This is a genomic window from Enterococcus malodoratus ATCC 43197, from assembly GCF_000407185.1.
Taxonomy (GTDB): domain Bacteria; phylum Bacillota; class Bacilli; order Lactobacillales; family Enterococcaceae; genus Enterococcus_A; species Enterococcus_A malodoratus.
This window is the reverse complement of the sequence record NZ_KE136482.1, coordinates 140,684-165,902: the sequence shown is the minus strand read 5'-3', so window position 1 is coordinate 165,902 and position 25,219 is coordinate 140,684. Positions and strand designations below refer to the sequence as shown.

Below are 25,219 nucleotides of genomic sequence, written 5' to 3'. Positions count from 1 at the left end.
ACTTATAGAATAGAACATCCACCTTTCAGCTCGGTGACTTCTAAGTGAGAGATCCGTCACTTTGGAAAACGAATGACAAAAAGCGCACCGCCCTCTGGATGATTTTTGGCAACGAGCGTCCCGCTTTGGCGCCGAATAATCGACTGGCTAAGCGACATCCCGATGCCAAATCCTGTTGAACTGCCATTTTCCCCACGGTAAAAGCGCTCAAAGACATGATGTAAATCCGCCGTTTCGAATCCTTTGCCAGTATCATGAATGGTGATTTCAGTGAATAAGGGATTCTCAACTCCCTGAATGTCAATCTTTCCCTTTTCTCCGATACTCTCGATACAATTTTTAAAAATATTTTGCAGCGCTTCTGACAGCCAAATAAAATCGCCTTGAATCGTTATGTCTGAAGAAATGACCATTGTTGTCTGAATTTCATGTAAATCAAGAGAAGTGGAAAATGGCCGCAGTGCCCCGTCGACCAATGCTAAAAGATTGATCGGCTCATTTTGAAACTGCACGACATCCGCATCCAAACGAGATAACTTCAACAGAGCAGTAATTAAGCCATCCATGCGTAAAAGCAATGCTTCCACTTCGCGGAGACTCATCTTACGTTCTCTTTCATCCGTGCTCTCAGCCGCTAAAGACAAGATGAGATTGACCGAGGTTAGTGGTGTCCGCAGCTGGTGGGCAATATCCGCTAACGAATCCGCCAGATTTTCTTTTTCCTTCCGCAAGGCCGCATTCTGCTCGCGAATCCGCAGCGTCATTTTTGCGATTTCACTTTGTAAAATCGACAGCTCGCCCTCCTTCAATTCTTCAATAAATAAATGCTCTTCATTATGTAAAACCAAATCAATTTGATCAGAAATTTGAGCGATTCGTTCATAGCGTGCTTTCGTTGAAAGAAAAAAGATGCCGCCAAAAATCAGACTGGCACATAAAACGAGGATACCCGAAGGCACACTCAAACCAAATCCGATAATTGTCAAAATAAGCGAAACCGCAATAAAGACGCAGACTAGCCTGCGGATCTCTTGATTTCTAAACATTACTGCCTCCCAATCGATAGCCTATCCCGCGAACGGTCTGAATAATTTGCGGTTTTGCCGGCTCATCCTCAATTTTCTCCCGCAGTCGCTTGATATAGACCGTTAACGTATTGTCATTGACAAATTCGCCAGCCGCGTCCCATAATTCATCCAATAATCGTTCTCGAGTCAGTATACTTTTCGGATGATTCACAAAAACCAGCAATAAACGATATTCTAAAGCCGAAAGAAAAACGTCACTGCCATTTTTTCGCACACTCCCGCTTGTACTGTCCACATACAATCCCAAAACCTCAAAAGCGGTTTGTACCTGACCACTTTTTCGTAAGGAATTTTTGATCCGCGCGACCAATTCTCTAGGACGAAACGGTTTGGTAATATAATCATCCGCCCCCATCGTCAGCCCAGTGACCACGCTAGATTCATCAGCAGAAGCCGTTAAAAAGATGACCGGAATCTCCTGCAACGCTTTGATCTCTGTACAAACCGTGAAGCCATTGCCATCAGGTAAAGAAACGTCAACCAAGGCCAGGTCAAATTTATTTTCCCGCACCTTTGCGAACGCGTCACTCATATTGGCGGCATGCGTAACAACGAAGCCCTCCGCTTGAAGTAAGATGATCAAATTTTTGGCGATCACCTGATCGTCTTCTACTAAAAATATCTCTGTCATTGAATCGGCTCCCTCTTTCTTCCACTAAATAATCCGCATGATTAAATTCCTTCTATTATAGTTTACCATCAATTAAAAGGAGATTTTTTATTTCCTGCGACATTCTATTTTAACCCGTACACCCTTTTCAACATGCACCATGTCCTCTAAAATGAAAGGAGGCACACCATTAATAAAAAGGAGAAATCCATGAATATCTTTTTAACCCTGCTTTTCGCTATCGAATTGGCGCTATTACTGACTCATGAAATGGATGCCGTCCGTCATAAAGAATGGATGCTGTTCATTGGCTTAAGAAACTTGCCTGAACAAACGGCCTATTGGGTCTTCACTCTGCCTCATATTCTTCTGTATGCCCTTTTATTTTTCCTGCTTCTGTCCGCGAATACAGCCCTCTTCTATGTAATTGATATTTTTTTGATCGGTCATTTGGTTCTTCATTTCCTGTTTAGAAAACATCCGAATAATCAGCTTACCGGTTTTATTTCTTTGCTGATAATTTATTCTGCTGGGATAATCGCTGGGCTTCATTTGGTCTTGCTGATTTTATTTAATTAATTTGAAAATAGGCCTAAAGTCCTATAGTTCCTCTATACTATGTAATGTATAGTATAACGTATAAAGAGGTGTTGTTGATGGATAGTCAATTGAAAAAGGGTTTGATTGAGTATTGTGTATTGGCCTCGCTAGTAGATGTTGACTCCTATGGCTATCAAATCGTCAAAGAAATCCATCCACGTATCGCGATTACCGAATCAACGCTTTACCCGATCTTAAAACGGTTAGAGACAAATAAGAAGGTGGCTACCTATTCGAAAGTCCACAATGGTCGCTTGCGAAAATACTACCACTTAACAGATTTAGGATTTGCCAGTATTCAGAAATTTTTACAAGAATGGAACGATGTAGAAGCGGTTCACAATTATATCAGAAGGAGTGTTGAAGAATGAATCGAGTGGAGTTTATCAAGGAGTTAAGCAATTATTTAGCCTATGAAGTCAGACCTAGCGAAGTCCATCGCTTGATTGAATATTATGATGAAATGATTTTAGATTTGATGGAGGATGGCTATTCTGAAAGAGCGGCCGTCAAAAAATTAGGGGACCCTAAGCAGCTGGCTTATGAAGCTGCGGGCATCCCAACGGAAGTAAAGGTTCCTCGGCGCTTTAACTGGCTATGGATCAGCCTTTTAGTTCTTGGATTCCCGTTATGGGGTAGTTTGGCACTAGCCGCCTTCCTCGTTTTGTTGAGTATCGATATCGTAATCTGGTGTATTCCATTTACAGGAGCATGTTTGGCTGGCGGTACAATTATTGGCGGTGTCGCTGCGGCTTTCACCAGTCCATTTGTCCTATTCGATTCATTCTTTATGGGTGTAACACAACTTGGTGCGGGAATGTTTCTATTCGGTTTCGGTCTTTTGTGCATGTGGCTGACCTATAAATTCAGTGCAGTCTTCATGAACATGCATCGCAGCTTGATGCGTATCATTCGCCGAAACATTTTCCAAAGAAAGGTTGTCCAAGTATGAAATCCAAACTTTTATTACCAAAAGTCGCTACCTATCTGATTGGTTGTGGTGTTATCTTGATGATGTTAGGCTATGCCTTATCAGGCTTCTCTGCAGACCGCTATCGCACAAGTTACGATGACCGGCATTGGTACAACGTCGTCGGCTTTTATATTGATGACTAAAAAGATCGAATCCTCTTGTCTTAAACGAGAAGGATTCGATCTTTTTTATTCTTTTATCAATGCTTTTTCAACAGCTTTTTGAATCACCTTGCTCGAGTTTGTGGCCCCCGAAACGGCATCGACCGAAATCTTTTGCTGCTCCAGCATTTTTTCTGGTAGAGCATCTGCTTTTTTTCCACGATCATTATAATGCTCCAGCATTTTGATTGCTGTGAAACGTTGATCCTTTACACTGACCTTCACCTTAGCACGAATAAAATCCACATCGTGCTCACCAATATACTCGCCATCTTCCACCTCAGTCAAATCAGGTTCCGTGAAATGAATCGCCTGAACAGCCTGCTTATAATGCAGAACCCGTTGATAGTAAAACAGCCCGTACCCGCCTAATAAAACGAAGACTACCAACCCAATCAGCAGCATGATTCTCACCTTCTTCTTCATGCGATCGTCCCTTTTCCTGTCGAAATTTGATCAAAAATCTGATCAATACTTTGATTAAGTTCGCTCTGATTTAGCTTATACAATTCGTGATTTTCAAACAGCGGCATGATCCCTTCAACGACTTCGATAATCTGATTGAACAGCTTGATCCGCTCCTTCATCTCCTGCAAATTGCGCGTTAACACTTCATTTGCTTGATCGTTGCACGCCTGCCCTTCCGGCTCGTGATACAAAGAGGTCATCGTTTTGATGTCTTCTAATGAAAAACCCGCATATTTTAATACCACCAAATTTTTTACTATCAATAAATCCGTTTGATCATACGAACGATACCCATTCGCTAAACGTTTAGAGGGTAAAATCTTTTCTTTGTCATAATAGCGCAACGCCACTGGAGAAACGCCGGTCAATTGAGAAAACTCCTTAATCGTCCACATCTCATCGCCTCCTTTTCATCATCCTAACATTCAACTTCAGGTGAAGGTCAAGCTGTTTTTATGCTATTTCATTCAAGTCAATCATGCTACACTAGCAATAAGAGACTTAGTGATTAAAAAGGAGAAACTCATGGAAACAATTCAATTGGTCCATCCCGCCAAAAAACATGAAGCGGCTGTTCTTGACTACATAGAGGAACATTTTTCCAATGGCGAAAACTTTTTACACGGTTCTTCGCTGCTTACAGAAATGGAATCCTACGATGCCTGGTTAGAGCATTTAGCCAAACAATCTGACAAAACCTCAGTAAGTTCCGATTGGGTAGTCTCCACTACTCTGCTGGCTATCCGCAAAAATGATCAAAAAATTCTTGGTACGATCGATATTCGCCATGAGTTAAACGACTTTTTACAAGCGTTTGGCGGTCACATCGGCTGCGGCGTACGTCCATCCGAACGACGAAAAGGATACGCGACAGAAATCTTGCGTCTGGGATTAGCCTATTGTCAAACGCTTGGGTTAGAAAAAGTAATGGTCGCCTGCTACAAAGAAAATAGTCCTTCAGCCCAAATGATTCAGAAAAACGGCGGCGTTTTAGAAAGAGAATTTACCCATGTCGATGGAAAAATGGTACAAGTTTATTGGATCAATTTATAAGCGATAGTTTCTTCGACTTTAGAATGCTAAAATGATAATAGAAAAGACCTTTGAGAAAGGACGGGATTCCCGTGACTGCCACACTAAAAGAGCATGATTACTCATTTCGCAAGCTGCAACAGGCCAATTTTCATGACATGACCTTTGAACATGTAGATTTTTCCAATGCGGATCTGACCGGTGCGAACTTAAGCAACTGCCTATGTATTGATTGTGATTTTTCTGAGGCCATTTTGAGGGATGCGTCTTTACAAGGAACCGATTTTCAAGGATGCAGTTTGCGCGGGGCTGATATTTCTGGGGCGAATTTATTTTTTGCTATGCTGGAGCACGCCGATTTAACAGATATTATTCATGATGATCGGACAAAGTTTTTCGATCTTTATTGTCCTGCTGAAGGTCCTTTTATCGGGTATAAAAAGTGTTTTGATTTCCGGATCGTTCAGTTATTAATTCCGGCCGATGCTCGCAGAACTTCCGCGACCAATTCTTGCTGCCGCTGCGATAAAGCGAAGGTCCTGTCTATTAAGGATATGTATACGAACGAGCCTTACGATGAAGCGGTGTCTTATGTAGACAGTGATTTTATTTATCGGACGGGTGAATATGTGGTTGCTGAAAATTTTAATCCCAATCGCTGGGCCGATTCCACGGGCGGCATTCATTTCTGGCTAACTAGAAAAGAAGCTGAGGGATATATGTAGTTACACAAAAAGACAACTGCCTCTATTGCGCTAGACGGAGGCAGTTGTCTTTTATTTGTCCTTTTTATCTTGAAATAAATCAAGGGTCAAGCCTTTGATATCTGTTCAACGCAAGATTTCCTTCAACGAAATATAATCGTCATATTGCTTCTTTTTTTCCTCATTCAGCTCGTATGAGGTAACCAGACCTGACATTTCCGGAGCGTTAAACATCTTCGCCGCGATTGTTCGATGAAGCCCCTCTTGCTGAAGAATATAACAATCATCTGCTTTATAGTAATTAAAGTTAATTGGCGGATCAAACTCCCCAGAATAAAAGGCTTGTTGAAACGCCAAACCATTTTCTTCTAGTGATTTCAAACTTTGATTGATCTTTTCAGCATCTATTTCCTCATTCACTCTCCCCATAAAGAGATCATAAACGGATTTCCCTTCGATGGGCCAAGTTGTTTTTATCGCAAGAATTTTCTCTACAGGAATGTTTTCGCAGAGCTTCTCGCTGTCCTCTACTTTGTCATAATAATTCTCTACCGATGCAGCTTGAAAAACATTTTTCTTTTGCAGCTGGATGTGCGCCCTGCTGATTCCTGCCTGCACCATGATCTCAATTGCTCTCTGTTCAAAATCCGTCGTCATGTCATCCATAAGCCCCTTTCAGCACAAACACCAGAATTCCTCTCCCAATTTCCAGCGATGAAATGCTAGTGAAAAAAGACACCACCACTCGTAACGCATCGGTTACAGGTGGTGGTGCAGCCGACTATTCAATATTACTCATCCCTTTTGACTACGTTGCTCCAAGTGATATCCGCTTATTTTAAGCGAATCTTTGATTTTCCAAATCCATATAAAACAAAGTTTCTGTCATGCGCTTCGAATTTAACTTGCGGACTTCACGCGGAATAAATTGATGAATCTCATCTTCATTAAATCCGATTTGTAACTTAGTTTCATTCATTACGATCGGACGTTTTAACAAACTAGGGTTCTCTTGAATCACTTCTACCAACTCATTGAAAGACAAATCATTGAAATCAAAAGAAAATTTGTTATAAACTTTTGAACGTGTCGCGATGATTTCTTCCGTACCTGTTTCAGTCAAAGCAAGAATTTCTTTCAGTTCTCTTTTCGTTAACGGATCAGTAATAATATTTCTTTCTTCAAATGTCAGCCCTTGTTCTTCCAACCATGCTTTCGCTTTCCTGCACGAATTACAACTAGCCGAACCATATAATTTAATCATTTTAATAATCACCCTTCTACAAATTCATTTTTTTAAATACGTTCTGTTATCTACACATATTACGATACAGCACTTATCATCCCTTGTTAATCTAATTTTTAAAAAGTATTAAAAAATAGCATTTAAAATGTAGTGAAATACTTCATTTTTATAACGATGGAAGTTTTAAACAGAGCCTTAAAAACCTCCAAAACCCTTTGTTTAAGCCGAAAAACTATTCATATTGAGGGAACTTATAACAAGCAAATATATACAATCCATTATTGACTCAATTATTTCTCCGAGAAGTAAAAATATGATTATCTGATATTTTTTATCTTTTTCAGTAATAATTATGAACTGCTTTAGGCAGGATATTATTGAACACTTTCCGCTTCTCAACTTCAAAAAATCACCCTGATCAACCACTATCCCCTTCGCACAGGTTGCCATTGATTTTCTGATTAGAAATAGTACACTTAAATCAAGCACAAAAACACATGGCGGTTGGTAGTCCGCCGCATGAAAATGTCAGTAACCTGCCCTCCCGGGTTGTCCATTGCTTGAAATAAAATTCAAGGGAGGTGTCATCATGAAGTTGACGATTTACTTCGATGGCAGTTTTTGGTGTGGCTTGGTGGAAGCTGAATCCGACGGCCATTACCAAGTGATCCGTTATGTTTTTGGGGCTGAACCAAAAGATGCGGATGTTTTAGAATTCATTGCCAATTGTTTGCCGCGTTTATTGGAACAATCCGGTACTGTCGCTGCGGAGCGAAAATCTGAAAAGAAAATGAATCCGAAGCGTATCCAGCGATTGATCAATCGTGAAAAACGACAGCCGGTCGTTTCCACGAAAGCCCAGCTTGCGATCAGTGAATTACGTGAACAGGCAAAAATGGCGAACAAGGCGCAAAAGCGTCAAAAAAAAGCCGACTATGCCGAAGCTCGTTTTCAGCAGAAGCAAGCCAAGAAACGTGAAAAGCATAAAGGACATTAAAACTGTTTCGTGAATGAATTTCGTTCATGAAACCAAACAAAAAAAATACAGCCGCGGCTGTATTTTTTTGTCGACAATGAGTATTGCCATTATGCACTAGCTTCGTGTTTTAATAAATACTCATGCTCTTCTTTAATGAGTTTTTTTATCTCCTCTAAATCCTCCACGGCGATACTTGGTATCTCAAGTGAATAGGCGCCGCAATGCGTTTTCTTTTCCCCGTCAGAAAATGCGTATGTATAAATGTGTGTATCCGGCTCACCGGCACAATAGTCACAGTCTCCACTCATGCATTTGGAACCTCTGCTAGGGAATTTGATGATAGAGGATCTGACAACCTCCGCAAATCTTTGGGAATACCCTTTGCAGGCAGAAAACCTTAAAGCGAAAAAGGGGGCTGGTTCTTTCTTGCCTCTGACTCCCATTTTTACTATCTGCTTATTATGCAAGGCATGTTTAAATGAGAGTTGCGACCGCTCTTTTTTCGGATTATAACCAAGCTCGGATAAATAAAGAATGATCTCACGGTACAAGGACTGATCATCATCTCCTAGCATTACCAAAAATGACGCCACCAGCTCTTTTTGCTTTTTCGTTTTCATGAATTCCACCCTCCACTATTATAGTTTTGCTTTCAATTTATAAACTCAGTATACATGATTAGCGGGATCGATATTATCACTTATTTTATATCCTCTAAATCAACGGAATAGTTCACTGTAATCTTATCACTCACAAAATAATTATCGATTCCTTGAGGCAGCTTCCAATTGACGCTGACACATCCGGGTCTGCGATATGCTTGATCGCTTTCGTAATTTTCGTAAAGGACAAACCAGGGAACCAAGGACGTGCCTTTTCCGTTTTCATCCATATAGCGATCCTCAGTATCAAAACGAATGATATCTCCTGAATCATCAAAAGTAAAACGACCTTTGGCACTCACACCATTCCAAGTAATCGTTCCCTCAATCGTACGATCCTCCAATGTGCGCCATGCGACATAGTCTTGTAAAAACAAACTCGGCATAAAAACGGCATCGGCCAAAGCTGTGATCAATTGCCCCTGATCCATCTCAGGTCCAGTTGAGTGAAACAATTGGAAGTGTTTGGCAATTACACCGATCATCGCCCCGCGGCCATCCTGAACACTGTCTCTGACCTGAACAGGCAAGCCAAACATCCGGGCCTTCAAAAAAGCGTAGCGATCCGGTCGATCAACAAAATTCACTTGGCAAAAATCAATCGCGATCGGAGCTTTATCCGCCGCCATCCTAAATTTTGTATTACCAAATTGAACATACATATTACGCATCATCGGTTGATTGACATAACCGTTTTTCCTTAAATATTTTTTCAATAATTGCGGTATTTCTGTGATTGCTTCTTCCGTAATCGTTTGCGTTTTCTCAGCAGTCTGCTCGTGTTGAAAGGAATTTTCGACATCCGCGAGATAGTTTTTCCAAGCAGGACCGCCTGGCAGAAAAAGATAAATGATTAGCAATGCTAAAACAATAATCAGACACCATAAAAAAAGCATTTTTCATCCTTCCCTTCACGAATCGGTTTGTGGTTCAACCTTACTATACATGAAATCGTGAAGATAACCATCCGCCCAAGGGCTTAGTTCACCATCCCTCTGCGAACTAAAACCATTTTTATTGATAAGAACAACAGCCAAATTCGCATTCTAATAAATCCATTAATAGTCAACGTTGTTTTATTTTTAATACAACGTTGACTTAAAAGATACTATGTTGTATTATTTCTTTGGAAACGTTTCAATCTAACAAAGAAAGAGTGAATGCTATGAATAAAAAATCAGTAATTATTAGTACCGACCCAGGAATCGATGATGCCGTCGCCATTGCTTTGGCACTTTTTAGTGAACAGCTTGACGTCAAGCTGATCTGCCCGATCTTCGGCAACGTTAGTTTAGAAAATACAAAAGCAAATACGGAAAAATTGTTAACGCTTTATGGAAAAGCTCCTCGTGTTGTTCTAGGAAGCCGTCGCCCACTTCTAAGAAAATCGATCAACGCCAGCGAAGTTCATGGAAAGACTGGGATGGACGGCTATTCATTCCCAGAACCAACGATTTCCACCGAGCAATCGTTAACCGCTGTAGCCGCTATGCATGAAGTGGTCAATCAAACTGAAGGCAAAACAACTCTAATCGGGATTGGTCCATTGACGGATATCGCCTTGTTTATTCATTTATACCCGCAAGATTTGGAAAAAATTGAACAGATCGTTGTTATGGGCGGTAGTTTAGGCAGAGGCAATTATGGCGTTTTATCAGAATTCAACTTCGCCGCCGATCCTGAAGCTGCCAAGATGGTTTTTGATAGCGGTCTCGCTATTCAGGTCGCTCCTATGGAAGTCGGCCGACAAGCGAAAGTCATGCCTGAAGTCTCTGAAAAAATTAAAGAGCTTGGTAAAATCGGCGATATGTTCTACCAGCTATTCTCAAAATATCGCGGCGGCAGTTTCGCGACAGGCTTAAGTATGTATGATGCCCTAGCAATCGGTTTAGTTCTAAACCCAGAAATGTTCGAAATCGTAAATACCAGAGTTGAGATAGAAACAACCGGAGCTTTGACCGCCGGCGCGTCACTAATCGATCTTAAAGGATACTTGAAGCTGCCGGCGAACGCTGAGGTAGCTATCAGCGTAGATCCCAAGCAGTTTGAAAAATGGTTTGTAGAGTCAATTGCAAAAACTTTGTAAAGAAAGTGTGGATGAAAAAAGATGAACGTTGTATTGACCTGTGTTGTTGGTATATTGGCAGTTGGAATTTTGGTTTATATGCTGCTAAAGAAAAATGATATAAAGATGACTTTGCTGATTTTGGGTGTTATCTTGATGTATATCGCCCTATTAATGGGAAGAAAACTTGAAATAAGCGAAACAACTGGCGCGCTTTTACTTGATCCCTTCCAAGTAATCGTTGATCAATTTACGAATACTTTGGTTGGCCCCGGTTTTGTTATCCTGATCTTAGGCGGTTACAGTGCCTACATGAATCACATCGGTGCGAACAAAGTAACAGTACAAGCTTTGACGAAACCAATCGCCAAAATAAAATCGATTTACATTTTAATTCCGATCGTTTTCTTGATTGGGAATTTATTATCCTTAGTAATTCCAAGTGCTTCTAATTTAGCAATTATTTTGTTAGCAACACTTTATCCCGTTCTACGTACAGCGGGAATGTCGCGCCTAAGTGCGGCGGCGATTATCGGAACATCCGCTACGATCGTCCCTACACCTTTAGGATCTGATAATGTCGCCATTGCTTCATTATTAAATATCAACGTGACCGACTATGTTTTTAAAAGTCACGCGATCGTTTCGATCCCTACCTTGCTAGCTATCGCGCTCGTTCATTATTTCTGGCAAAAGCGTGAAGATACGAAACAAAAAGAAACCTTGAGCTATGCAGAAGAAATCGCAGCAAACGATCCTGCTGAAACAAAAGTGGATACGCAAACTTCTTATTCTGGTATTCAAGCTTTTGTCTATGGCATCTTGCCTTTATTACCGATCATTCTATTACTGATCGTCTTTGTCTTAAATATCGTTCTGGGCACTACGCTAAATATCAGTGTTCAAGTAGTCAGCCTAATCAGCTTTATCATCGCTGTACTCGTTGAATTCATGACTCGCCGTTCAGTAAATTCTGTACTCAAAGAAACTAGTTACTTCTTTGATGGCATGGGCGGTGTGATGAGTATTGTTGCTCTTTTAGTTTCTGCTCAGGTATTTGTTCAAGGTCTTACATCGATTGGAATTATCGAATTGGTTCAAAAGACAATGGAAAACATCAGCGGCGCGGGAATTCTTCTACCAGTTATTATGGTCGCCTTTACAGCCGTGATCGTCTTGCTTAGCGGAAGTGGAACAGCTTTATTATTTGCGATGATTCCATTAATGATTCCGCTTTCCAAAGCCGCGGGGATTGATCCGATCGCTTTATCGATTCCAATGCAGCTTTCTGGTAATTTACTGCGGGCCGTCTCTCCTGTCGCAGCGGTTATCTTAATTGTGGCTGGAACGACCAAGCTGTCTCCTATGCAAATTGTTCGCAGAACTTCGGTTCCAATGATTTTCGGTGTCGTGCTATCCTTAGTCTTATCACTGATTCTATTTCAATAGAAGAAATGTTTTATACTAAAAGGATCGCCGCTAGCAATGAAGCTGCAACTATTCTGGCTCTTATCAATGATGGAAAACAGCAAATGAATGCGCAGGGAATCAGCCAATGGGATGACACTTACCCTAATAAAAACGTCATTTTGCAAGACATTGAGAAAAAACAATTATGGGTTTATGGAAGTCATTACGAAGCCTGTGTAACTGTTCAAAAGACTGACCACACGGCATTTATTCAACGCTTAGTTGTCAGTTCGCGTTATCAGCGAAGCGGCATCGCCCGCTTCATTTTGACAGATATTATTCAGCAGGCCGAAAGCGAAAAACAAGTAGATCAATTAAAAATAAGTACAAATAATTCTAATAGCCCCATGCAGCATCTGCTGACCAGCTTGAATTTTATTCCAAGTAAAAAATATCGCATGCCCGGCCGTGAACAATTCGGGAATTTTCTGGAATTTACTTATCCGATAAGAATATGTAAATAAGGATTGTGTTACAATGCAACTATATTTATTTACGAGGAATGGTGAAAAAGATGCATCGTACGCCAAAATATGTGCAAGTTTATAATCAAATTTTACTGATGATCAAACGATCCCAGTTTGCGCCAGGTTCCAAATTGCCTTCAGAAGAAAAACTGACTAATGATTTTAACGTCAGCCGGGTGACACTTCGAACCGCTCTATCTTTGTTAAAAGAAGATGGCGTGATCAGCAGTGTTCACGGACAAGGGCATTTTGTTAATCTTTCAGAAACACAAAAAAGCGATCAAGGAATTCGTTCGTTAGGCTGTCCGATTCTAGATAGCTTGACGGTTCCAATCGAACAAATTTCGCAAAAAGATGCCTATTATTTTAAAAATCCCAGCAGCGTTTTTACCGATAAACTGTTTGAAGTGAAGGACATTTCCTACTTCACCTTGAATGTTTGGTATCAAATGGATGATGAATTAAACATCGCGAATATTTTCTCTATTTTACTGCCTGAAACAGTCGAAAAATTCAACTTGGATTTGGAGGACAAGCAGCAGATCATTCAGTTTTTAGAGAAGGATATTTATCATGAAGTTGCTAACTCAAAGCTGACGATCAGTATCTCTTCCAGAAAACCAGATAGTTTTAGACGAAACTTTGCTGAAGGAGAAAAGCTGGTTTTAATGACTGAGGACCTCTATTCAACTAATGGCAAAATCTTGGCGCAAAATAAGTATTATATTGCCGAGGGCTTTTTTAGAACCTCATTGGTTAGATATCAGACAAATCATTAATGTAACAAAAAACGGTAATCGGGTTTCTAACTAGAAATCCGATTACCGTTTTTACTATTTTCATTCATGAAGCTAAAACTACAGTCCCTTTTTCCCAATAAAGGGCACAAACTTCGGTGTTTGCTTCGCGTATGAGCGATAACCGGGCTTTTCTTTGTTCTTCTTTTCTAATAATGGTACGCCCGAAACAAATAGCAGCAATAATGTGATCACGATCGGACCGATGATGCCCCAAAAATTTCGCATTTCATTCAAGCTGATCAAAAAGATCCCCCACCAGCTCAATGCTTCACCGAAATAATTCGGATGTCTGGTCAACGACCATAACCCAGTTGTTAACAGCTCGCCTTTTTCAGCCTGTCGTTTAAAGACTGTCAGCTGATAATCGCCAATCGTTTCAAAACCAAAGCCGACCAGCCACACGATCACGCCTAGCCAGTTCCACCAGTGGAACGCTTTTTCCGACCCGGTGGTAACAAAGAAAATCGGCAACGCAACGATACTCAGAAGCACACCTTGTAAAACAAAGACATTCAGATAGGCCTTCAATTTCGCAAAATGGTTGCCCCAGCGTTTTCGCATATTGACGTAACGATAGTCCTCGGGCTTGCCGATATTTCGTTTCGCTAAATGGAAAAATAATCTAAGTCCCCAAATAGTCACGAGAAGCAAAACGAAGGTTGCCGCCATCGTTTTCTCCGGCATCAAGAGATAGCCGGTGACTGCAACGATCACAAAACCGAGCCCCCAAGCCATATCTACGATGGAATTATTATGAAGCTTTTGCGCGAGAAAGAATAGCGCTGTGAAATACACAAATAGTAGTAATAAAATTGTCCAAACGATCATTGCTACTCCTCTCCTTCCAATTCGTAAGCCACTGCAACACTGCCAGCGCCCGCACTCATCGCGATCACGGTCGAACTATCCGTGATATAGCTTGGTGACAGCGCTAATTGTTCGCGCAGTTTTCTGCCCCACAATTTGGCTTTTTCCTCATTATTGGCATGAATGATTACGTACCGTTTGATTGTATGCTGTTCGTTCACCTTCGATAGCTCGCGGAAGATTTTCTTTTCATTTCCGCTGCGGCTGAATGCGAAATTACTTAATTTTCCTTCACCAAAGTCATCCAGACTGACGATTGGTTTCAAATTAACCCGCTTAGCGACTTTGCCGACAAACTGCGGGATTCGTCCGGATTGAATCATCGGATCTAAATCATCGACACTGACCAAAATTTTCAGTTGCTCGCGTTTTTCGACAACGCGCGATGCGATTTCCGTAAAGGGTACCCCTGCTTGAATCCATTCATTCGCGTTCATGACCAATAAACCTTGCGCCGCTGAATTTTGTCTGGAATCAATAACCTCGATTGGGATCGTACGGTTGCGTTTCGCCGCTTCTTTGACCGTATAATAGGTCCCGCTCAGTTTTCCCGCTACTGTGATCACTAGGATCGCTTCGTAACGTGTCTCCAGAAATGAAAACAGATTTTCGACTGTTTTTAGCGTGGGCTGCGAGCTGGTCGCACGTCCATCCGTTTGCCGGTCTAAATCGAAAAATTGCTTGGTTTGCAAGGTGATTTTATCAATATAGCTGGTATCCCCCATTAAAATATTCATCGGTAATACGTGAATTTGATTTTCCAATAAATAGTCTGCTGGAATATCTGCGATCGAGTCAGTCACTAAAGCAATCGACGCTTTTCGCTGTTTATTCACTTGGTATTGCAGCAGCATATCATCCGCTTTTTGCTGGATCGGTTGTCCGACACCGCTCAAATACTTTAAAACTTCATCCGGTTGATTCGAATGGATATGAATACGGGCTTTTCCTCGATTGACAGCAACAATCAGCGAATCGCCAAATGGTCGTAATTTCTGCTGAAGCTCACTTTTTGACAGGGCTACTTGATCAAGCAAAATCTCCGTGCAATAACGGTAAGTTGGTTCTGTTGTATGGATATGCTCCTGTTCCGATCGTTCGATTTTGACAGACTCCGCAGAATCTTGGACTAAATGAAGCGCCGTTCGTTTGGTTACAAAGGCTTCGGTAAAGCCTTCAATAAATAAATAGAACCCTTTTGCTCCGGCATCAACGACCTGATTCTTTTTTAAAACTTTTAATTGATTGGTCGTATTTTCTAGAGCTAATTTGGCCTTGTCTAACGCATTAGGCAGCAAAAGTTCTAAACTAAATAATTGCTCACTATCATCCAACGCTTCCGCCCACGAACGAATCACTGTGATAATCGTTCCTTCGACGGGTTGTTCGATTGCTTGGTAGGCTTCATTGATGGCCGATTTAACACTTTCGATAAAACTTTGAACGGAGCCTTTTTCCTCCAGCTGCAGTAGATGATTGTAAATGCCATTGAAATATTGGGCAAAGATGATCCCGGAATTTCCTCGTGCACCCAATAAAGAAGCATCTGCTACTTTTTCAAAAACCTCCACGACAGAATGACTTTCTTCTGTTGTCTCTTCCAAAATCGTTTGCATCAGAGAAGCCAGATTACTGCCCGTGTCGCCATCCGATACGGGAAAGACATTGATCTGATTTAATAATTGCTTTTGATTGATTAATTGAATTGCTCCTTGCTGAAAAGCAAAAAGCAATTCTTTCGGATCAATTCGCTGCGTTTGCTGACTCATCTCCATAACGGCCTACCTCCAATTGAAATGCTGCGCGACGAATACCGTGATCCCGGATACTGCCGCAGTTACAAATGTTCCCCAAATTAGATCCACTACCGTCACAAAAACCGGCCATTTCCCAATAGTTGCCAAATTGGTCAGATCGTACGTTCCATAACACAACAGTCCTAAAAATCCGCCAGCCGCAATCGCATAAAACAAACTGCTTTTTTCCAAAGCTGGATTAATTACGAAAAAGAGCAGTCCAATCAAATAAAGTACATAAAAAATTGCTGCAGGTGCAAACTTAGTCTGCCCCATTAAATTTCCTAAATATTGCTGATACATTTTTCTAGCGATAATCAATAACCAAAAAGCATCCAATGCTAAAAATGAGACCGCCGCAACACCAAATATTTTTACCCATGAAATCATTCTTATTCCCCCAAACTAAACGCTCAATTGTATTTTTATCAATTGATAAAATCAGCTTACCATGAAGGAAATATATCCAGAAAAATCCGGATTGGAGAGCTCGCCGCCACTCCCCATATAGTGCTGAAAACCTATATAGACAAAGACTCAATCAATAAAGTCGTTTAAAAGAAAAAAATAGACGATAAAAGAACTCCTTCCAAATTAATGAAAGGAGTTTAGGCTGTATTATTTATTTTTTTGCTTGATCCACTCAGTCGATAAGGTCATCGCCGCGCGTGCCGCGTTGGTTTGATCCAGCGAATTGACCATTACGAAGTCATGAATCATCCCTTGAAAACGAACTTGAGCCACTTCTACGCCCGCTTCGCGTAATCTTCTAGCGTAGGCCTCACCTTCGTCTCTTAAGACATCTGCCTCGCCGTTTAAAATCATAGCTGGCGGCAATCCAGACAACTCCTCAAGTGATGCTCGGAGCGGTGAAGCGGTGATTTCTGCCCGTTCGCCTCTATCCTTCGTGTATTGATCCCAGAACCATTGCATCCCTTCTTTGGTCAAGAAGTAATCTTCCGCAAACTGATTGTAAGAATCGGTCTCAAAGTTTGCATCGGTCACTGGATAGTATAAAACCTGCTGTTTGATGGGAACGCCGCCGCGCTGTTTTGTCATGATCGTCATGACTGTCGCCATGTTTCCACCGACTGAATCACCGGACACAGTCAAACGGTCAATATCCATGTTTTTCTCCGCTGCTAAATTCGGCAGCTGCTGCAAAATCGCAAAATTCTGTTCAATGGCGGTAGGGTATTTCGCTTCCGGCGAACGGCTGTATTCTGGAAAAACAACGATCGAATTGGTTCGAACGGCTAACTCGCGAACCAGCTTGTCATGTGTTTTTGCGCTGCCGAAGACCCAGCCGGCCCCGTGAATATAGAAAATGACGGGTAAAGGTCCAACAGCTCCCTCAGGACGGATAAATCGAACATTGATCTCGCCCCATTGGCCCGTACTGATTGTTTGATCTTCTATCTGAACCGCCAGCTTTGCCACAGGCGATTCCTGTACCTGCTCCAGCAAAGCCCGGCCTTCTTCAGGCGGCAGTTCATATATTCTCGGGTGCGGGGCATTTGCCTCACTAAATTCAATCGCTGCTTGTTCTAATGAAATTCTTTCTGTCATTGTTTCTTCCTCCTCATAGTCCAATATTTTTAGCAAAAAATGTTTCTGAGAAATACGCAACGGAAAACGGTTACTGCGTTTCACGTTGGTCACATTGTATGAAGAGAAGGAACTTTCTGTCAAAAATTCGGCTTTCACTTTACACCTTAATTCGACTTTTCTTGCAAAAAAAGTCCTACCGGCAATCGATAGGACAAACTTTTTATTAACTATTTTGACAAAATGACTGAATTGCCTGCATCATGGGCTCGTAGCACCGTTTACTCTGTTCCTCATTGCCACCAAGAATAAGCTGACTCGTTTGATACGGTCCGCCAATTGAATGGCCGGCTTTTTCATAAATGATCACCTTTGTTCTTAACTGTCCTCTATGTTCAGCTATCTCCATCGCCATTTTATCTGAATGCCAAAGCTGATCTTCTTTCCCGGCAATCAATAAAACGTCTCCCTGAAAATTTTCTACCTTAATGCGAGCTTCCTCTCCGTGATCACTCAATTGTACACAGGCTTGGTAAAGCGTCCGAAAAGCGATCGGCTTTTTTCGTAACGTGCCATAAAAATAGCGCAAGAAAGGTTTGATTGTCGCCAAGTGAACACCTTTTCGAATGGCCGCTAATGAAATATACGGAATTTCCACACCTGCTTGCGTCCACGATGAGACCTCATTATCCATTTCTCCCAAACCGTAAAACACGAAACTGCTTGGGACAATACCAACAACTTTATCAATGGAATCACTATATTTACTCGCCAGCAGCAATGAGAATTCCGCCCCTTTTGACTCTCCTATAACCGTAATGGACGTCGAACAGCTAAATGACTCGCGAATAAAAGACAAAGCTGCTTCGAAAATTTCTAACGGGACTTTTTTCAATTCATCCGGCAGATACGGTTTGCCAAAAAGATAAAGCGCTAAGACCTCATAGCCTTGGTGAGCCAACCACTCGGCTTTTTGATAATTGCAGCCGCCTTCTGAACCGCCAAAAACAAGGATCGCTCCTGCCGAGTTCCTTATTCTATTTTTTAAATAGTATCCTTGCAATAAACCCTTACCCACTTTTTGCACCTGCACCTGTTTATCACTGGTCATCTTGCTTCCCACCTCATTTAAAAACGCTTTTTTATTATCATACCATCTATCCATTTTCAAAAGCGATGGCCCATAAAGGAAAATCTTTAATTTATTTCGGTAACCTGATAAAATGATGGGTGACATGCTAAACCATTTTTTCTATTAGATGAATAGGAGTTATAACTCAATGGATGAAAAAGAACTAAACTTGACTGTGACCCAAAAATATTTTGAATTAAGCAGTCTATTCATGCAATTTTTCCGGGAGAATTCTCGTGGTCCTTTCAAATTTGAAAATCGAAATCGTGGTCAGGGACAAATTTTATCTATTATTCGCGAACACGGAACCATTTCCCAAAAGGATCTAGTCAGCCGCTTAGATATGCGTCCGCAGTCTGCCTCTGAGATGATTCGTAAATTGGAGAAGAAAGAATACATTACTCGAGAGAAATCATTGGAAGACAAGCGGGTGATGAACATTCATTTGACTCCTCGCGGAAAGATCGCGGCCCAGCAGAGCGATGATTTCCAACCCGTGGTACTAGAAGCTTTGACTCATGAAGAAAAGGAGCAGTTTGACCATATTCTAACGAAATTGATCAATGAGCTTGAACCGCAAGTCAGACATCGCCCCAGAGATCGGTGGGGCCGTCCATAAAATTTTTCACACAAAAAAAGCCTTAAGGACACTGAATCCCTAAGGCTTTTGTGCTGCTTCAACTAGCAGCAGCTAAGTAATTATTTATTTTTTCGATTATTGATTTTCTTCGTGATAAAACCAATCACAAAGACTGATAGAATCTTGAACATCAGTGAGCGAACCGCACTGTTTTTTTGCGGCTCATTCTTTTTGTTCGTTTTGCGTTGCGGGTGGAAATGCCCTTTAGGTTGATCCCACTTGCTTTTTATCATAGATTTCATTGAATACACTCCTTAATTGGTTTTCTAAAAATCGATTAGCCTAACTTTTGGGTTGATGATAATTTTGCGGAGCCTTTTTCCTCATCATCATCGGTGAAGGCGGTCATCTCTTCATATTCTTCATAGTATTTTTTTATCGATGAGGTGAACTCGGGACTCCATGGTTTGATATGGCCTGAGTAGTGGATGATCTTAGGATCTCGGCGGGTTTCGAAATATTCTTTTTCACCTTCAGGATCTGGATGCTCCACTTCTCGCTTCATGATATAACTTTGCGCATTCCATTTAGGATGAAGCTGCAGCCATTGATCATGCAAAATCGCATTCAAGGCATCCTGATCGTGGAATTTTAGTTTTTCAGGATTATCATGGATAAAACGCAATACTCGATTGGTAACGTCCTCGTCCAGCCATTTTTTCATATTGATCAGCATAAAGCCAGAGTTGAAATACTTCGTTGACGCACATGCGATATCCATTTTCTCCAAGCGTTGATGGAAACCGGCATCTTCTACCGCCGCCAAAACATACTCGCTCAAATCAATTCGCCACAACTCAGAAATATCCGCCAAGGCGATCATGTCACAGTCTAAGTAAAGAATTCTTTCAAGATCCTGATCTCTGAATAATTCCGGGATCGCAATGCGATAATAGGCCGTTTCTGGGATGCGGTCGCTTTCTACCGCATCGGCAAAATATTTTTTATCGATCGTTAAAAAGTGCAGTGTTGCCGCATATTCATTGATCGTTTCTCTCATCAAGCGTTTGTTCGCAATACTGATTTCATCGTCAATCACATAAAAATCAAAGATTGCTGTTGAATGATCCGTATTTTCTAAAACCGAAACAAAAAGTGCGGATACATGTTCAGCAAATGCGTCGTTGCAACTTGATACTACCGTAATTTTTTCTTTTTTCATTTTACATTCACCGTCTTCATAAAAATACTGTCGTTTAGTAAATCCATATACAATTTTTGATAAGGATGCCCTTCTAACGTATTCCAAGGCTTATCATGTCCTGTAAAATGGACAACTGCCGGGTCTTTCCGCCCCGCTTTATACAGCTCCTCATATTGCTGTGTTGGTGCGGGATGCTTATCAAAGATCAGCGATGATTGCATGTTCCACCTAGGATGGAACGGGTGCCACTGTTCATAAAGTACTGCGTTCAAGGCATCTTGGTCGTGATAAATGATTTTATCGCCATTATTTTTCAAATAATCAATCGTCTTTTCAGTGATTTGCTGCTGATTCCAACGTTCGACATCGATTACCATGACCCCAGAATTGAAGTAATAGTCATCGGACTCGACGCCTAGCCTCTCTAAGGCTTCTGTTTGTCCAGGATCAATGATCGCTCCAATCGTTTTTCCAGCTAAATCCTGTTGATAAAGTTTTTGAATATCGTCGAGGATCAACGTGTCTGAATCAATATATAGAATCTTTCGATAATTCTTTTTAGCCAAGATCTTCGGCATTGAAATTCTGAAATATGCAGTCGTCGTAATATGGTCGCTTACAAGAAAGTCCTCATATACCTCCTCATCGACTTTTACGAATTGAATAACAGCGGAATCAGAATGCTTGTGCGCTGTTTGGATTAATTTCTCCTTACTTTGGACCGAAAGATCATCGTCAATAATAATGAAGCGTATCGGGGTTTTCCTTGAAGTTCTGTCCAGCAATGTTGAGATCATCACACTCAGATAAGGAGCATAATTTTCATCAGCTGCTGTGACCAAGGGAATTTCCTCAATTTTCGAGAACATATAACCTTCACTCCTATCTAATATTTTTTATTTTAATAACACATGTTTCAAAATATAGCTTAGTCCCCTCGCAGTGATTTAGCAAAATTAATGCTTTGTGAGCCTTATTATTTACTCAAAAAAATAGTAAAAACTCCCATCATTTGAAGGTTTTTCGCTATTTGTTAATTTTTTATAAAGTTTTCATATTGTTTATTGCTTTAAGTTTGAACTTGTAATCACATGAGCGTTTGATTGTTCATTTTCTGAAAATTGAACTACCCTTATAGTAGACGAATAAAAAAGGACGGATATAGATGAAATTGGTAGCAGTAGATCTTGATGGTACCTTGTTAAATAAAGAAGGTCGTGTTTCTGAAGAAAATGCTTGGGCATTAAAAGAATTTGATCGTCAAGGAGGCACGGTTGCTCTAGCGACTGGACGGTCTATCCAATCGGCGAAGGAAGTTTTCGAAACACTGAATCTTAGCGGTTATACCTTAGCTTCTAATGGCGCCTATGTTGCGAAAATCGAAAATGGCGAAATCAAAGAAGTCTTGAAAAGCTATACGATCCTGCCAGATACAGTGAAAACTGCACTTTCCCTTGCAATGAAAACAGAGGTCACGGTCGTAGCCAGCCGTGCGACCCAAGATGACCGAATTTCCTTCGCACAGGATAAAAACGAAGTCAACAGTCCCTACTATGCGCAATTCAATCTAAAAGAATCAAAAGCAGACGACCTGTGGGAAGAGCTTGAAAAAGAAGCGATCAGCTATTTCAAGCTGGCTTTTACAGACAAAGATACTAGTAAGTTAGTCAAATTGCGCGCACAGCTGGAAAGAAAGCAAATCAATAGCTCCTACTCTGATAAATATTGGCTGGAGGTCATGGCTGAAGGAGTCAATAAAGGCGCGGCACTAAACTTTTTAACTAGCCATTTATCGATAGAGCTATCAGACGTTTTAGCTTTTGGCGACCAGGAGAACGATTTAGAAATGCTTACACTCAGCGGAAACAGTATCGCAATGGAAAATGCCGCACCGGCTGTAAAGAAAATTGCCGATCAGCTGACAAAATCAAACGAAGAATCCGGCGTTGCCTTCATCCTTAAAGAATATCTCGCTTAATTTTTAACAAAAAAGTCGTTGCCAGAAGTCAATCCGGCAACGACTTTATTCTTTATAGCTTAATACCTTTCGGTCATTTATCAACTGACATTTCCGACTATTTCTCCCATGAATAGCAATAAAACGCAGAACCTGCTCTGCCGATACTTCCAAAACAGTTTGCATCACATACCATTCGACCCCTTCTGTCAGCGGAGGCGTCGTCAAAGAACCTATATAGTGATAATAGCTTTTGTCTTTTGGAATCAATCCCTCAACGGAGAAGTTTCCCTCTCCCTTTCCTTGATCATATTGATTCAGCACGTGTTCGAAATCGGGGTTAAACTCTCCCACCTGATAAAACACGCCGATCACTCCCAGCTGTCCGCTGGGTGATTGAAAAAGAAAATGTCCTTCTAACGGAAAAATCGCCCCATTTAAGCGGTGCTCTGAATCCGCGTGAAAATGCATTTGGACAAAATTAAACAAGCGGTTGTTAAAGCTAGCTTGTCCGGCAGCTAGTAGTTGCAGGTTTTGTCCATTATTAAAAAAAGTAGCCGTTGTTTCCGAAAAATTTACTTCTATATTTGCAAGAGTATCATTGGTTTCAGTTTGAGATGTTTGGATATCAATGGGTGATTGGCGTTGTCCGCCTTGCGGTTCCCAATCACCTTGGTGGCAATAATCAATCAAAAATTCTGCTTTCATATGATCCCTCAATTACCTAAAATTTTTACAATGATATCATTTTCCAGAAATATTTTCCATCCATTTGCAAATATCATGAAAAACTGTAAGTTTTTGGGTTTCATTCAGCAGCTCATGCCGCGCATTTTCGTAGAGTTGAATCGTCACTTTTTTTACTCCAGCAGCTTGATAAGATTTCGCCGCTTTCATCACCCCTTTACCAAATTCACCGACTGGATCTTCCTTGCCAGACAAAAATAGTAAAGGCAAATTTTTAGGTACCTTCTGTAGTAATTCCGGTTGCTGAGAGCGGATGATCAATGAAAAAAGCTCATGATAGCCGCTTAACGTAAAGAGAAATCCGCAGTTCGGATCTGCTAAATAAGCATCGACTTCTTCAGTTAAGCTGCTCAGCCAATCTTTATCGGTTCGTTTATTGCTGATCTTGCGATTCATATTGCCGAAAGCCAATTGGTCGATCAGCTTGCTGGGGTGCTTCTCTCCTTGAATTTTGCTTAGTATTTTTGCTGCTTGTTGACCGAAACGGGTCAGCCAAACAGGCTGCTGCCCGGTTCCAACTAAAATAGCGCCATCGATCGCCTCACCGTACTCGTATAAATAATTGCGCAAGACAAATGATCCCATGCTATGACCTAAAATGAAGAATGGCAGATCAGGATAAGCGGTCTTTCCCCATTTTGTTACTTGATACAAATCTTGAACCAGTCCATGTTTTGTTCTTTCATCATGAAAATAGCCCTGCGGATTTTCTTGGACAGAAGCACCATGGCCTAGATGATCATGGCCAATCACCGCAATTTTTTGCTTATTTAAATAATCGGCAAGTCCCTCGTATCGTAATAGGTGTTCTGCCATACCGTGAGTCACTTGCAGAACCGCCCACGGGTTCTCGCAAGGCCAATGATAGCCTCTCAATACTGTATTTTGATCAACAGAAAGAATTTCAAATTTCTTCAATCGAATAGACCCCTTTCTAAAAAAGTTTTTATGTAAATCGTTCTTCGCTATGTAAATCCATCCTAAGTTGGATGTGTATTTATAAAAAGATGGTACACTATTAGTAAATGGGAGGGATGAAATATGTCTTGCTTAGGTAATATCATCTGGTTCATCTTTGGCGGCCTGATTGGCGGATTGACTTGGTGTCTTGCGGGAATCTTATGGTGTATCACAATCATCGGCATCCCAATCGGTTTGCAGTGTTTCAAATTTGCCAGTCTAAGTTTTGCCCCGTTCGGCAAAGATGTCGTCTACCATACAACGGGTGTAAATTTCATTGTCAATATTATTTGGTTGATTGTCTCTGGTGTACCGTTAGCACTTGGTCATTTAGCAAGCGCCGTCTTACTCTGCATCACGATTGTCGGTATTCCGTTTGCCGCGCAATCCTTGAAGCTTGCTCGTCTGGCATTAATGCCGTTTGGTGCTCAGATTGTTTCAATTCGTTAAAAAAAGAGGAATGACTGCTGTCTTCCTCTTTTTTCTATCCAAAAATCAAGTAAAGCAAACCTGCGACAATCAGTACTAAATTCAACGTTACTTGGATATTCACCATTAGCGGCGTCACATTTTTCTTCTTGCGACGGGCAAGATTGATAAAAATATTATAGGCGCCCACCAAAATAATAAATACTACTAATGCCATTAGATACAAAAAGCCACTCTCCTTTTTGTATGTAGTGTAACGTGAAAAAAATTTGTCAGCAAGCAAAGTCAAACAACTCTAATCCAATTGTTTGAAAAATGAACGCAGCTCCGCTTTTCGCCGTTCCGTCAATTCACGTTTAGGGATGTCTTGAATCGCTCCTTCTAAACCATATAACAAATGCAAGCATGCCCCGTCATCCACCAAATGGCGGATTTTCAAAAAAGCTGCCTCTGTCCCAAGTTCTCGCAGCTCCTCTGGCGTAACGACCCCTACTTGTGCCAATTTTTCTTCATTTACCACACCAATATTTTTCATTTCTGAGATTCTCATTGCCGTCTCCTTTTAGATATATTATACCTTAGAATGAAAGAGGAAACGACCGCTTTCATTAAAATTTGCGGAGAATTCCTTTTTTGTTGAATAAAAAGAGCAGGAAGATCAACAATCAAGTGAT

At 41.1% G+C, this 25,219-nt stretch carries 34 protein-coding genes; 14 read left to right on the top strand and 20 right to left on the bottom strand.

The window, feature by feature from the left end; genetic code table 11:
- Positions 1 to 56: 56 nt before the first annotated feature.
- Both I585_RS10645 and I585_RS10640 read right to left on the bottom strand, forming a co-directional pair.
- The gene (locus I585_RS10645; RefSeq protein WP_010741777.1) at positions 57 to 1,046 is read right to left on the bottom strand and encodes a sensor histidine kinase; all 990 of its coding nucleotides are present in this window, start codon (positions 1,044 to 1,046) and stop codon (positions 57 to 59) included.
- Positions 1,039 to 1,719 (bottom strand): response regulator transcription factor, encoded by a 681-nt coding sequence (locus I585_RS10640; protein WP_010741776.1) that lies wholly within the window; start codon positions 1,717 to 1,719, stop codon positions 1,039 to 1,041. The genes I585_RS10645 and I585_RS10640 overlap by 8 nt, the downstream gene beginning before the upstream one ends.
- A gap of 189 nt (positions 1,720 to 1,908) precedes the next feature.
- On the opposite strand from I585_RS10640, the gene I585_RS10635 reads away from it, so the two are divergent.
- The 4 genes from I585_RS10635 (at position 1,909) to I585_RS23380 (ending at position 3,414) form a co-directional block, all read left to right on the top strand.
- On the top strand, positions 1,909 to 2,277 hold the full coding sequence (locus tag I585_RS10635) for a DUF6713 family protein (RefSeq protein WP_010741775.1): 369 nt from the start codon (positions 1,909 to 1,911) through the stop codon (positions 2,275 to 2,277).
- A gap of 77 nt (positions 2,278 to 2,354) precedes the next feature.
- Complete coding sequence (locus I585_RS10630; RefSeq protein ID WP_010741774.1) at positions 2,355 to 2,669, top strand: PadR family transcriptional regulator; 315 nt, start codon at positions 2,355 to 2,357, stop codon at positions 2,667 to 2,669.
- Complete coding sequence (locus I585_RS10625; RefSeq protein WP_010741773.1) at positions 2,666 to 3,250, top strand: DUF1700 domain-containing protein; 585 nt, start codon at positions 2,666 to 2,668, stop codon at positions 3,248 to 3,250. Before I585_RS10630 ends, I585_RS10625 begins: the two co-directional genes overlap by 4 nt.
- The gene (locus tag I585_RS23380; RefSeq protein WP_010741772.1) at positions 3,247 to 3,414 is read left to right on the top strand and encodes a hypothetical protein; all 168 of its coding nucleotides are present in this window, start codon (positions 3,247 to 3,249) and stop codon (positions 3,412 to 3,414) included. Before I585_RS10625 ends, I585_RS23380 begins: the two co-directional genes overlap by 4 nt.
- Before the next feature lie 45 nt (positions 3,415 to 3,459).
- Here I585_RS23380 and I585_RS10620 read toward each other — a convergent pair whose 3' ends face one another.
- Both I585_RS10620 and I585_RS10615 read right to left on the bottom strand, forming a co-directional pair.
- Positions 3,460 to 3,858, bottom strand: coding sequence for an FMN-binding protein (locus I585_RS10620; protein ID WP_034708920.1), 399 nt, complete (start codon positions 3,856 to 3,858; stop codon positions 3,460 to 3,462).
- Positions 3,855 to 4,295 (bottom strand): MerR family transcriptional regulator, encoded by a 441-nt coding sequence (locus I585_RS10615; protein WP_010741770.1) that lies wholly within the window; start codon positions 4,293 to 4,295, stop codon positions 3,855 to 3,857. Before I585_RS10615 ends, I585_RS10620 begins: the two co-directional genes overlap by 4 nt.
- Before the next feature lie 130 nt (positions 4,296 to 4,425).
- Between I585_RS10615 and I585_RS10610 the strand changes: the two genes are divergently transcribed.
- Positions 4,426 to 4,953: a GNAT family N-acetyltransferase gene (locus tag I585_RS10610; protein ID WP_010741769.1), complete on the top strand. Its 528-nt coding sequence runs from the start codon at positions 4,426 to 4,428 to the stop codon at positions 4,951 to 4,953.
- A gap of 71 nt (positions 4,954 to 5,024) precedes the next feature.
- Positions 5,025 to 5,657 carry a pentapeptide repeat-containing protein gene (locus I585_RS10605; protein WP_010741768.1) on the top strand — a complete coding sequence of 211 codons (633 nt, stop codon included), beginning with the start codon at positions 5,025 to 5,027 and terminating at the stop codon, positions 5,655 to 5,657.
- A gap of 105 nt (positions 5,658 to 5,762) precedes the next feature.
- Here the strand turns inward: I585_RS10605 and I585_RS10600 are convergent, their stop codons facing one another.
- Positions 5,763 to 6,302, bottom strand: coding sequence for a hypothetical protein (locus tag I585_RS10600; protein WP_010741767.1), 540 nt, complete (start codon positions 6,300 to 6,302; stop codon positions 5,763 to 5,765).
- 172 nt (positions 6,303 to 6,474) lie between these two features.
- A complete protein-coding gene (spx, locus tag I585_RS10595) occupies positions 6,475 to 6,900 on the bottom strand; it encodes a transcriptional regulator Spx (protein WP_010741766.1) in 426 nt (141 codons plus the stop codon).
- Positions 6,901 to 7,471: 571 nt separating this feature from the next.
- On the opposite strand from spx, the gene I585_RS10590 reads away from it, so the two are divergent.
- The gene (locus I585_RS10590; RefSeq protein WP_010741765.1) at positions 7,472 to 7,879 is read left to right on the top strand and encodes a YjdF family protein; all 408 of its coding nucleotides are present in this window, start codon (positions 7,472 to 7,474) and stop codon (positions 7,877 to 7,879) included.
- 89 nt (positions 7,880 to 7,968) lie between these two features.
- Here I585_RS10590 and I585_RS10585 read toward each other — a convergent pair whose 3' ends face one another.
- Both I585_RS10585 and I585_RS10580 read right to left on the bottom strand, forming a co-directional pair.
- The gene (locus I585_RS10585; RefSeq protein ID WP_010741764.1) at positions 7,969 to 8,481 is read right to left on the bottom strand and encodes a hypothetical protein; all 513 of its coding nucleotides are present in this window, start codon (positions 8,479 to 8,481) and stop codon (positions 7,969 to 7,971) included.
- Positions 8,482 to 8,561: 80 nt separating this feature from the next.
- Entirely contained in the window at positions 8,562 to 9,419 is an 858-nt protein-coding gene (locus tag I585_RS10580) for a DUF6544 family protein (RefSeq protein WP_010741763.1), read from the bottom strand.
- A 269-nt stretch (positions 9,420 to 9,688) separates the two neighbouring features.
- Here I585_RS10580 and I585_RS10575 point away from each other — a divergent pair, with 269 nt between their 5' ends.
- From I585_RS10575 to I585_RS10560, 4 genes are read left to right on the top strand one after another with little or no spacing between them, the layout of a single operon-like run.
- The gene (locus tag I585_RS10575; protein WP_010741762.1) at positions 9,689 to 10,609 is read left to right on the top strand and encodes a nucleoside hydrolase; all 921 of its coding nucleotides are present in this window, start codon (positions 9,689 to 9,691) and stop codon (positions 10,607 to 10,609) included.
- A 21-nt stretch (positions 10,610 to 10,630) separates the two neighbouring features.
- Positions 10,631 to 12,037, top strand: a complete 1,407-nt coding sequence (gene dcuC / locus I585_RS10570) for a C4-dicarboxylate transporter DcuC (RefSeq protein WP_010741761.1) — start codon at positions 10,631 to 10,633, stop codon at positions 12,035 to 12,037.
- Between the two features lie 5 nt (positions 12,038 to 12,042).
- Entirely contained in the window at positions 12,043 to 12,522 is a 480-nt protein-coding gene (locus I585_RS10565) for a GNAT family N-acetyltransferase (protein ID WP_034708915.1), read from the top strand.
- Positions 12,523 to 12,572: 50 nt separating this feature from the next.
- Positions 12,573 to 13,304 carry a GntR family transcriptional regulator gene (locus I585_RS10560; protein ID WP_010741759.1) on the top strand — a complete coding sequence of 244 codons (732 nt, stop codon included), beginning with the start codon at positions 12,573 to 12,575 and terminating at the stop codon, positions 13,302 to 13,304.
- A gap of 78 nt (positions 13,305 to 13,382) precedes the next feature.
- On the opposite strand, the gene I585_RS10555 is transcribed toward I585_RS10560, so the two are convergent.
- From I585_RS10555 to I585_RS10535, 5 genes are all read right to left on the bottom strand, one after another.
- Positions 13,383 to 14,153 carry a DUF1295 domain-containing protein gene (locus tag I585_RS10555; protein WP_010741758.1) on the bottom strand — a complete coding sequence of 257 codons (771 nt, stop codon included), beginning with the start codon at positions 14,151 to 14,153 and terminating at the stop codon, positions 13,383 to 13,385.
- A gap of 2 nt (positions 14,154 to 14,155) precedes the next feature.
- On the bottom strand, positions 14,156 to 15,967 hold the full coding sequence (locus I585_RS10550; RefSeq protein ID WP_010741757.1) for a DegV family EDD domain-containing protein: 1,812 nt from the start codon (positions 15,965 to 15,967) through the stop codon (positions 14,156 to 14,158).
- 6 nt (positions 15,968 to 15,973) lie between these two features.
- Entirely contained in the window at positions 15,974 to 16,378 is a 405-nt protein-coding gene (locus I585_RS10545; RefSeq protein ID WP_010741756.1) for a DUF2177 family protein, read from the bottom strand.
- Between the two features lie 228 nt (positions 16,379 to 16,606).
- Positions 16,607 to 17,557 carry an alpha/beta hydrolase gene (locus I585_RS10540; RefSeq protein WP_010741755.1) on the bottom strand — a complete coding sequence of 317 codons (951 nt, stop codon included), beginning with the start codon at positions 17,555 to 17,557 and terminating at the stop codon, positions 16,607 to 16,609.
- Positions 17,558 to 17,762: 205 nt separating this feature from the next.
- Positions 17,763 to 18,647, bottom strand: coding sequence for an acyl-CoA thioester hydrolase/BAAT C-terminal domain-containing protein (locus I585_RS10535; RefSeq protein WP_010741754.1), 885 nt, complete (start codon positions 18,645 to 18,647; stop codon positions 17,763 to 17,765).
- A 169-nt stretch (positions 18,648 to 18,816) separates the two neighbouring features.
- Between I585_RS10535 and I585_RS10530 the strand changes: the two genes are divergently transcribed.
- Positions 18,817 to 19,287 (top strand): MarR family winged helix-turn-helix transcriptional regulator, encoded by a 471-nt coding sequence (locus tag I585_RS10530; RefSeq protein ID WP_010741753.1) that lies wholly within the window; start codon positions 18,817 to 18,819, stop codon positions 19,285 to 19,287.
- Between the two features lie 80 nt (positions 19,288 to 19,367).
- Here the strand turns inward: I585_RS10530 and I585_RS10525 are convergent, their stop codons facing one another.
- Genes I585_RS10525 through I585_RS10515 form a run of 3 tightly spaced genes read right to left on the bottom strand, consistent with a single transcriptional unit; the run spans position 19,368 to position 21,321 of the window.
- Positions 19,368 to 19,550 (bottom strand): hypothetical protein, encoded by a 183-nt coding sequence (locus I585_RS10525; protein ID WP_010741752.1) that lies wholly within the window; start codon positions 19,548 to 19,550, stop codon positions 19,368 to 19,370.
- Positions 19,551 to 19,585: 35 nt separating this feature from the next.
- Positions 19,586 to 20,470, bottom strand: coding sequence for a glycosyltransferase family 8 protein (locus I585_RS10520; protein ID WP_010741751.1), 885 nt, complete (start codon positions 20,468 to 20,470; stop codon positions 19,586 to 19,588).
- Entirely contained in the window at positions 20,467 to 21,321 is an 855-nt protein-coding gene (locus tag I585_RS10515; RefSeq protein WP_010741750.1) for a glycosyltransferase family 8 protein, read from the bottom strand. Before I585_RS10515 ends, I585_RS10520 begins: the two co-directional genes overlap by 4 nt.
- A 296-nt stretch (positions 21,322 to 21,617) precedes the next feature.
- Between I585_RS10515 and I585_RS10510 the strand changes: the two genes are divergently transcribed.
- Complete coding sequence (locus I585_RS10510; protein ID WP_010741749.1) at positions 21,618 to 22,430, top strand: Cof-type HAD-IIB family hydrolase; 813 nt, start codon at positions 21,618 to 21,620, stop codon at positions 22,428 to 22,430.
- Positions 22,431 to 22,475: 45 nt separating this feature from the next.
- Here the strand turns inward: I585_RS10510 and I585_RS10505 are convergent, their stop codons facing one another.
- Positions 22,476 to 23,117, bottom strand: coding sequence for a carbonic anhydrase family protein (locus tag I585_RS10505; protein WP_010741748.1), 642 nt, complete (start codon positions 23,115 to 23,117; stop codon positions 22,476 to 22,478).
- Between the two features lie 36 nt (positions 23,118 to 23,153).
- Positions 23,154 to 24,074 (bottom strand): alpha/beta fold hydrolase, encoded by a 921-nt coding sequence (locus tag I585_RS10500; RefSeq protein WP_010741747.1) that lies wholly within the window; start codon positions 24,072 to 24,074, stop codon positions 23,154 to 23,156.
- 123 nt (positions 24,075 to 24,197) lie between these two features.
- Between I585_RS10500 and I585_RS10495 the strand changes: the two genes are divergently transcribed.
- On the top strand, positions 24,198 to 24,566 hold the full coding sequence (locus I585_RS10495; protein WP_010741746.1) for a YccF domain-containing protein: 369 nt from the start codon (positions 24,198 to 24,200) through the stop codon (positions 24,564 to 24,566).
- A 34-nt stretch (positions 24,567 to 24,600) separates the two neighbouring features.
- Here the strand turns inward: I585_RS10495 and I585_RS23205 are convergent, their stop codons facing one another.
- Together I585_RS23205 and I585_RS10490 are read right to left on the bottom strand one after the other, a co-directional pair.
- Positions 24,601 to 24,771: a hypothetical protein gene (locus I585_RS23205; RefSeq protein ID WP_010741745.1), complete on the bottom strand. Its 171-nt coding sequence runs from the start codon at positions 24,769 to 24,771 to the stop codon at positions 24,601 to 24,603.
- 69 nt (positions 24,772 to 24,840) lie between these two features.
- The gene (locus I585_RS10490; RefSeq protein ID WP_010741744.1) at positions 24,841 to 25,095 is read right to left on the bottom strand and encodes a TfoX/Sxy family DNA transformation protein; all 255 of its coding nucleotides are present in this window, start codon (positions 25,093 to 25,095) and stop codon (positions 24,841 to 24,843) included.
- Between the last annotated feature and the right edge of the window lie 124 nt (positions 25,096 to 25,219).